At 51.5% G+C, this 7,217-nt stretch carries 7 protein-coding genes; 4 read left to right on the forward strand and 3 right to left on the reverse strand.

Going from position 1 to position 7,217, the window contains the following annotated elements; translation table 11 throughout:
- The first annotated feature begins 47 nt into the window (after positions 1-47).
- Entirely contained in the window at positions 48-707 is a 660-nt protein-coding gene (locus tag AB7C91_RS08000; RefSeq protein WP_332446813.1) for a hypothetical protein, read from the forward strand.
- Here AB7C91_RS08000 and AB7C91_RS08005 read toward each other — a convergent pair.
- Complete coding sequence (locus AB7C91_RS08005; RefSeq protein ID WP_428590435.1) at positions 704-2,164, reverse strand: pyridoxal phosphate-dependent decarboxylase family protein; 1,461 nt, start codon at positions 2,162-2,164, stop codon at positions 704-706. The two genes, AB7C91_RS08000 and AB7C91_RS08005, sit on opposite strands and share 4 nt — an antisense overlap.
- Positions 2,145-3,500 (reverse strand): diaminobutyrate--2-oxoglutarate transaminase family protein, encoded by a 1,356-nt coding sequence (locus AB7C91_RS08010; RefSeq protein ID WP_428590438.1) that lies wholly within the window; start codon positions 3,498-3,500, stop codon positions 2,145-2,147. The genes AB7C91_RS08005 and AB7C91_RS08010 overlap by 20 nt, the downstream gene beginning before the upstream one ends.
- Before the next feature lie 321 nt (positions 3,501-3,821).
- Here AB7C91_RS08010 and AB7C91_RS08015 point away from each other — a divergent pair, with 321 nt between their 5' ends.
- The 3 genes from AB7C91_RS08015 to AB7C91_RS08025 are packed head-to-tail and all read left to right on the forward strand — an operon-like array spanning position 3,822 to position 5,882.
- Positions 3,822-4,709, forward strand: coding sequence for an ABC transporter ATP-binding protein (locus AB7C91_RS08015; protein WP_332446816.1), 888 nt, complete (start codon positions 3,822-3,824; stop codon positions 4,707-4,709).
- Positions 4,706-5,497 carry a hypothetical protein gene (locus AB7C91_RS08020; protein WP_332446817.1) on the forward strand — a complete coding sequence of 264 codons (792 nt, stop codon included), beginning with the start codon at positions 4,706-4,708 and terminating at the stop codon, positions 5,495-5,497. The genes AB7C91_RS08015 and AB7C91_RS08020 overlap by 4 nt, the downstream gene beginning before the upstream one ends.
- On the forward strand, positions 5,487-5,882 hold the full coding sequence (locus AB7C91_RS08025) for a GntR family transcriptional regulator (protein WP_332446818.1): 396 nt from the start codon (positions 5,487-5,489) through the stop codon (positions 5,880-5,882). The genes AB7C91_RS08020 and AB7C91_RS08025 overlap by 11 nt, the downstream gene beginning before the upstream one ends.
- 202 nt (positions 5,883-6,084) lie before the next feature.
- Here the strand turns inward: AB7C91_RS08025 and AB7C91_RS08030 are convergent, their stop codons facing one another.
- Positions 6,085-7,092, reverse strand: coding sequence for a lactonase family protein (locus AB7C91_RS08030; RefSeq protein ID WP_428590443.1), 1,008 nt, complete (start codon positions 7,090-7,092; stop codon positions 6,085-6,087).
- Positions 7,093-7,217: the final 125 nt, after the last annotated feature.

Raw genomic sequence — 7,217 nt, forward strand, 5'->3', positions numbered from 1 at the left:
GCAATTCACTGCCAAATTGGGTAAGGTATCGCCAAGGCAGGACAGGTATGTACAGGTTCACCATCCGATTGTTCCGATTGTTTTTCGGTCTGTTTCTCTATGCACTGGGTATTGTACTGACCATGCAGGCCCACATTGGGTATGCTCCCTGGGAAGTGTTCCATGCAGGGCTTGCCAAGGTTGCCGGGATGCAGATCGGGACGATCTCCATCTGGGTCGGCTTGGCAATTGCGTTGGCGGCCATGCTCGGCGGTGAGAAGCTGGGGATCGGAACGGTGTGCAACATGGTTGCCGTCGGACTGTTCATCAATGTATTGTTGGACGGTGGGTGGTTCAAGGAACAGGGCAATGCCTATATCGGCATCGCCCAGCTTGTTTTGGGATTGTTTGTCATTTCCCTCGCGTCATATTTTTATATTTCCAGTGGATTCGGTGCCGGGCCACGTGACAGCCTGATGGTGCTGCTTGCACGCAAGACAAGAATTCCAGTGGGTGTCTGTCGTGCAGCTATAGAGGTGAGCGTTACGATTGCTGGTTTTCTGATGGGTGGACTGCTTGGCTGGGGAACCTTGCTTTCTGCGGTTCTGATCGGATTCTGCATCCAGCTCACGTTCCGCCTGCTTCACTTTGATCCGAAGCAGGTGGTTCATGAGGATTTTGCCAAGAGTCTGAAACAGCTGGGACAGGCCTTGCATAGGGAAGGCTAGAGACGAACGGTACTCCCGATCTGTTTTATTTGTTCTAGCAATGCATCCAGATGCTGGTGCGTCACCATGGGATTGAGCAGGGTGAACTTCAGATAGGTTCTTCCTTGGTATACGGTCTGCCCGATTACGATCTGATGGTGATGCAACAATTGTCTGCGTACCGCCTTATTGGTCTCACAGCTGCCCTTCAGGCGGAATACCACACTGGACAACTCAGGCGTGATCGCAAGTTCAAAGGCTGCATTGGCTGCAATCTGGTTGGCAAGATGGGCTGCATTGCCGATGCAGGTGTCGATCATCTCCCCGTATCCGTCCTTCCCCCTGCACTGGAACGCCATCCAGACTTTCAATGCATCAAAACGCCGGGTGGTCTGCAGGCTTTTACCTACCAAATTGGTGTATCCATCCATCTCATCCTCTTCCCGATTCAGGTAATCGGCATGGAGGGTGAAGACATCGAACCAAGCCTTATGCTTGATCAAGAGGGAGCCGCAACTGATTGGAAGCAGGAACATCTTGTGGAAGTCAACGGTAATGGAATCACACAAACCAAGGTTTCCCAAACGGACGCGGTATTGGTCCGACAATTGTACGGCACTTGCATAGGCGGCGTCTGCATGGAGGTACAACTGGTGCTCGTCACAAATTTTGCGCAGTTCCTCGACCGGGTCGATGGATCCGTAATCGGTGGTTCCGATGGTGGCCACCACACAGAAGGGCAACAGGCCGGAGGCTTCGTCCTCCTCGATCATGGCCGAGAGGGCGGTAACGTCCATCCGACAGCGTGCGTCCACTGCAACCTTGCGGACTGCATCGTAGCCGAGTCCGAGCAGGTGAGCACTCTTTTCCATGGAGAAGTGCGAAACCTCTGAGCAATAGAGTCTGAGTTTCTGAAAGGATGCAGGCAGACCGTACTTCTTTACATCATGGTGCAATACCGTGTTGCAGTACCAGTCGCGGGCCAACGTCAAGGCTGATAGATTCGACTGGCTGCCGCCGCTGGTGAAAGTACCATCGGCATCAGGACCCAGATTATAGAGCTCGCACAGCTCTTTGATGACCTGGACTTCCACCTCTGTGGCGATGGGGGATTGATCCCAGCTGTCCATCGATTGGTTGAAGGTGGAGAGGATCAACTCACTGGCCAGCGACTCGATGAGTGCGGGACTGTGCAGGTGCGCCATATAGTTGGTTGACCAGGTTCTGAGAAAATGGGGAAGGATGTCTGTTTTCACCTTGTCCAGCACTGCGTGCCAACCCAAGCCCTGCTCGGGCAAAATTTGGGTTTTGGCAAGAATCTGCTGAAGCTGGTGGACGGAAGCGCCTTGATAGGCGCCACCGTCTTGGATGGAATCGGTAATTGCCTGTACCGTCTGACTGATGACCGTCTGATAGATCTCTTTGGCCGCAGGGTCACAGCTGAGGATATAGGGCAGCTTATCGATGGCTGTTGACATCTGCATCCACCTTGCGGATAGCCTGTTCGGTGATCTCAAGCATTTCGTTGATTTCCTCATCGGTAACGTTGAGTGCACACAGACAGCGCATGACCGAGCCGTACCGTCCGCCTTTCTCCATGATCAGGTGATTGTTGAAGAATTCACGCTGCACCTTGGAAGCGATGATGCCGCTGGGAGGGAGCGATCCGAGTTGATCGGCTTCTGCATGGGGGTCGACGAATTCGACGCCAAGCATCAGACCGCGGCTGCGGATGTCTCCGATGATCGTAACTTCCTGTTTCAATTTCTGCATGCGTTGTTCGATAATGGCGCCTTTTCGTACGACATCGTCAAGGAACTCGCGTTTGCTCACCCGCTTCATGACCACGGTTCCCGCGGCCATGGCCAGCTGGTTGCCGCGGAAGGTGCCGGCATGGGCACCGGGCTGCCATGCATCAAGATCCTTGTGATAGATGACCACGCTCATCGGTTGTGATCCTCCGATTGCTTTGGAGGTAAGGATGACATCGGGGGTGATGTCGGCGTATTCAAAGGCAAAAAACTTGCCCGAGCGGCCGATTCCGCACTGGATTTCATCCACGATCATGGGAATACCCAATTCCTTGGTGACACGACGGACGGTCTGCAGGAACTTGATCGGGGCGGGGACTACGCCGCCTTCTCCTTGGATGGGTTCCAGGATGACTGCAGCAGGCTTGGTAATGCCGCTTTCCGGATCCTTGAGCGTTCGCTCGAAGATGGCGCAAGCTGCGTCGATGCCGGCTTCCCCGCCAAGGCCGAACGGGCAGCGATAGGAATATGGGTAGGGGAAGAAATGTACATCAGGCATCAGGCCGTTGACCTGTGCCTTGGCGTTGAGGTTACCGGTAAGAGCAAGCGCTCCGTGACCCATGCCATGGTAGCCGCCGCTGAAGGCAACGATGGATGAACGACCGGTTGCCGTCTTGCACAGCTTGATGGCTGCGTCGACTGCGTCGGTGCCGCTGGGACTGCAGAATTGCAGCCTGCCGTTGGTTTTCAATTCTTCGGGAAGCAGGGAAAGAAGGGTCTGGACGAAGGTGTCCTTGGTAGGGGTGGTCAGGTCCAAAGTATGGAGTGGAGCCTCGCTTTGCAGGAGGTCGATCATGGCTTGGTTGACTTCAGCGTCGTTGTGACCGAGTGCCAGTGTACCGGCTCCACAGAGGAAGTCAAGGTATTTGTTGCCTTCTACATCGATGAGGTAGGAGCCTTTGGCTTGTTTGATTGCAATGGGAAATTTGCGGGGATAAGTGCGTGCGTTGGATTCAGTTTCATTTTGACGATCGAGGTAGAATTGGTTGGTAGTTTCGTTCATTACCCTTATTCCTTCTATACCATGGTTTTTTTTGTACTAAATGTAAATCTAGCCCTTTTATATAAAGTGTTTCCAACCCTCTCTCAAGAGAGGTGAAGGATGATCTTGCGCTTTGCTTTCAAAGACAACGCGCAAGAACCGATACTACCAACTTATCGTAAGTTTTACTAGTGATAGTTTGGCAAATGGCTGAAAATACCGAAAAACTTCAAGCAGGGCATCAGTTTTACGAATAGGTGAAGAATTATTGGGAAAGGACTGGACAGAATTGCTATCTTGGTGTATTAGTTATCTAGTACAGTAGCTGATTAGGAGGCATACATGGCCAATGATTTGATCGTTGAGCAACCCATCGGACAAAACGACACAGAGATGGTGGTACGTCTGAAAGACCTTGGGTTCTCGTATGGAAACAAACCCTTGTTTTCTTCATTGCAGTTGGAGATTCATCGGGGCAACATCTATGGGTTGCTTGGGAAGAACGGAGCAGGAAAGACCACGTTGCTCAAACTGCTCAGCGGACAGTTGTTCCCGCAAAGCGGTATGGTGACCGTATTGAAAGAAGAACCGAGAAAGCGTACTCCTTCTTTGCTTTCTGAGATTTTCTACCTTCCAGAGGAATTCCCCCTGCCGAAGATGAAGGCAAGTGAGTACCTGTCCATGCGTTCTCCGTTTTATCCGCGATTCAATCATGACCAGTTCATGCGCTATTGCCGGGATTTTGATGTGGATCTGAATCAGCAGCTGAATCAGATGTCCTTGGGACAGAAGAAAAAGATGCTGCTTTCCTTCGGCCTTGCATCGAATACCGCTCTCTTGATCCTGGATGAACCGACCAATGGGCTCGATATTCCTTCCAAACGGCAGTTCAGACAGACGGTGGCTTCGGCAATGACGGAGAACAGGACGTTCGTCATTTCCACCCATCAGGTCCGTGATATGGAGAATTTGATTGATCCGATCATTATTTTGCATGATGGTTCGGTTATTTTCAACGACACGGTCGCTTCGATATCGGATAAGTATGTACTCGAACTCACCACCGTCGAGCCGGATACCCAGAACACTGCCTATGTGGAGAAGGTGCTCGGTGGCTGGATGGTGCTCAGCGAACGGACGGAGGACAAGCAAGGACAGCCGTTGGATTTGGAGACCTTGTTCAATGTGGTGGTCGAACAGTCCAAGGGACAGCAGGGAGGTGTGCGATGAATAGATTTTCTGCGTTGCTCAAACGGGAATTGAAGACAGGACAGAAGGATTTGAGCACGTACGGTCTGGTCATTGTGCTGCTTCTGTTCGGTTTCGAGACGGTACAGAGCTTGATCGCCCGATATACGGGATCTGCGTTCCCGACGGAAGTATACAGTGGGATGTTCCCCAGCTTTCTGCTGCTCGGTGGTTTCATCCTGACCAGTCTCCAGTTTGCCGAGGATATGTTCGGCAAGGATTCCCAGCACGAGTGGTTGATGCTGCCTGCAACGAATCTGGAAAAATTTCTTTCCAAGGCTGTGTTGGTGATGTTTGCCTATCCGATTGCCTTGACCGTACTGTTCTTCCTGACCAGTGTGGTGACTGAGCCGATCGAGCTTTTGGTGTTCGGTAACCCGGTCGCGTTCTTCAACCCCTTCTCCGACGGTGCATTTGGTACGATGCTGGCACAGTACTGGGTCTGGAACTCGGTGTTCCTCTTGGGGGCAACCTATTTCCATAAGGCACATTTCATCAAGACGGTGCTGGCAATCGGTGTGATCATGCTGGGATTGGGGGCCTTGGCTCTGCTTTTTGTACGGATCATTTTCGCCATTCGGTTTGGTTCTTCCATTCCGATGTTCGATATGTTCATGTATTTTGATCCCCAGCATCTTTCCCGTTCCATGACGTCCCTCAGGGTGTTCGGATATCTATCCGAGTTTCTGTACTATGTAGCCTTGCCGGTCTTCTGTCTGGTAACGGCCTACTTCAGGGTTGAGGAGGTCCAAGCCACCGATGCAGTTTAACGCATTGTCCCCAATTTATTTGCAAATCGCAGAGTACATCCATGATTTGATCCTCAGCAGGGTCTGGGAAGACGGGCAGCGCATCCCTTCCGTACGCGATATGGCTATGGAATTGGAAGTGAATCCCAATACGGTGATCAGGACGTATGCGATGCTTCAGGAAGAAGGCACGTTGGAGAACCAGCGGGGTATCGGGTATTTCACTGCAAAGGATGCTCGTTCGTTGGTGCTGAAGATGCGGCGAGAGCATTTCATCAAGAAGGAACTTCCTCTTCTGTTTGCCCGGCTGGAGACGCTTGGTTTGACGTTGGAGGATGTACAACAGTATGCATATGCACGAAACGAGGAGAAACAACATAATGAAGTCGAGTCACAAGAAGAGTAATCGGATGCTGTTGGGGGCGGGGATCTTCCTGGTAGTCTACCTTCTTTTTTCCGTTGTCTTTGGTTCTGTATTAATCAATAGGTTCTCATCTACCATGCAACCGAATCAGAATTTCACACAGGTGACATTCTGGCACAACTGGTAGGAGTCATATACAGTACGTACTTAAGGGAGGGTCGGCGTAAGCCGGCTCTCCTTTCCTTTACTCTACGAAGGTGAGGCAAACCGGTTGCTCGACTTCAAGTGTTTGGATAGCGGCTCCAGCCAGCCCTGTCCTCTGGTCGAGGGCATGGACGGTGACCCGGTCACTGCTGCCGTTGGCTACCAAAAGAAACGATGAGGAAGGGGAGATGGCAAAATTTCGTGGTTCCTGCAGGGTGGGGATGAATCCAGCGACCGTAAGGACTCCTGTTTGTGGTTCCACAGCATATACGACGATGCTGTCATATCCACGATTGGAACAATAGAGGAATCGGTAGTCGTTGCTGAAATGCAGATCGGCAGCGGTATTTTCGCCTGAGAAGGAATCGCTTACGGTGCTGATTCGCTGAACCAATGTCGGGTTGGTGCCCAACCGGTAGATCAGGGTCTCACTGGATAGTTCCGCAACTATATACAGCAGTTGTTCATCAGGGGAAAGTACCATGTGTCGGGGGCCGGTTGCCGGCGGTGTTTTGATCAATTGCCTGGTTTGCAGGCTTTTGTCGTACCACACGATGGTGTCGAGTCCGAGATCGGCGACAAACAATGAGGAGCCGTCTTTCATCCAGAGACTGCTATGGATATGGCTGCCTTGCTGTCGTACAGGATTTTCGCCTGTCCCGCTGAATGACTCGCTGTAGTGCAGCCCGAAGGATCTTCCCAACCCCAATTGGGTGAAAACGCCGTTCGCATAGTTTGCGACTGCAAGTCGTTCCTTGGATGGATCGAGACTCAGATGACAAGGACTTCCCCCCAAGGAGGGGAGGGTGAAGAGGAAACGAGGTGGAGCATCCTCAGTAAGCTGATAGGCATAGATATGTCCATCTTGCTCGGTTTCACAGACTGAATACAGTATGTGTTGTTTTTGGTCGACACATTGGAAGGTCGGCATTTCAATTCCGTTGATTCCCGTCAGGTAGGTCAGTCTTCCCGACGCTTCATCAAACTCATATACCCGTATTCCTTCCTGCTCTTTTGAAACCCTGCTGCCTATCACTAATTTGCGCATGCAGCTATGGTAATACCATGTGCATCGAATTACAAGAAAATCATTTCAGAAGTGAAAAATACGCGCGCGGTAGGATGAAATGCACGCAAAAAAAGGAGAAGAATAAAGGAGTCCCACGGAACTCT

The organism is Sphaerochaeta sp. (assembly GCF_050256055.1).
Taxonomy (GTDB): Bacteria; Spirochaetota; Spirochaetia; order Sphaerochaetales; family Sphaerochaetaceae; genus Sphaerochaeta.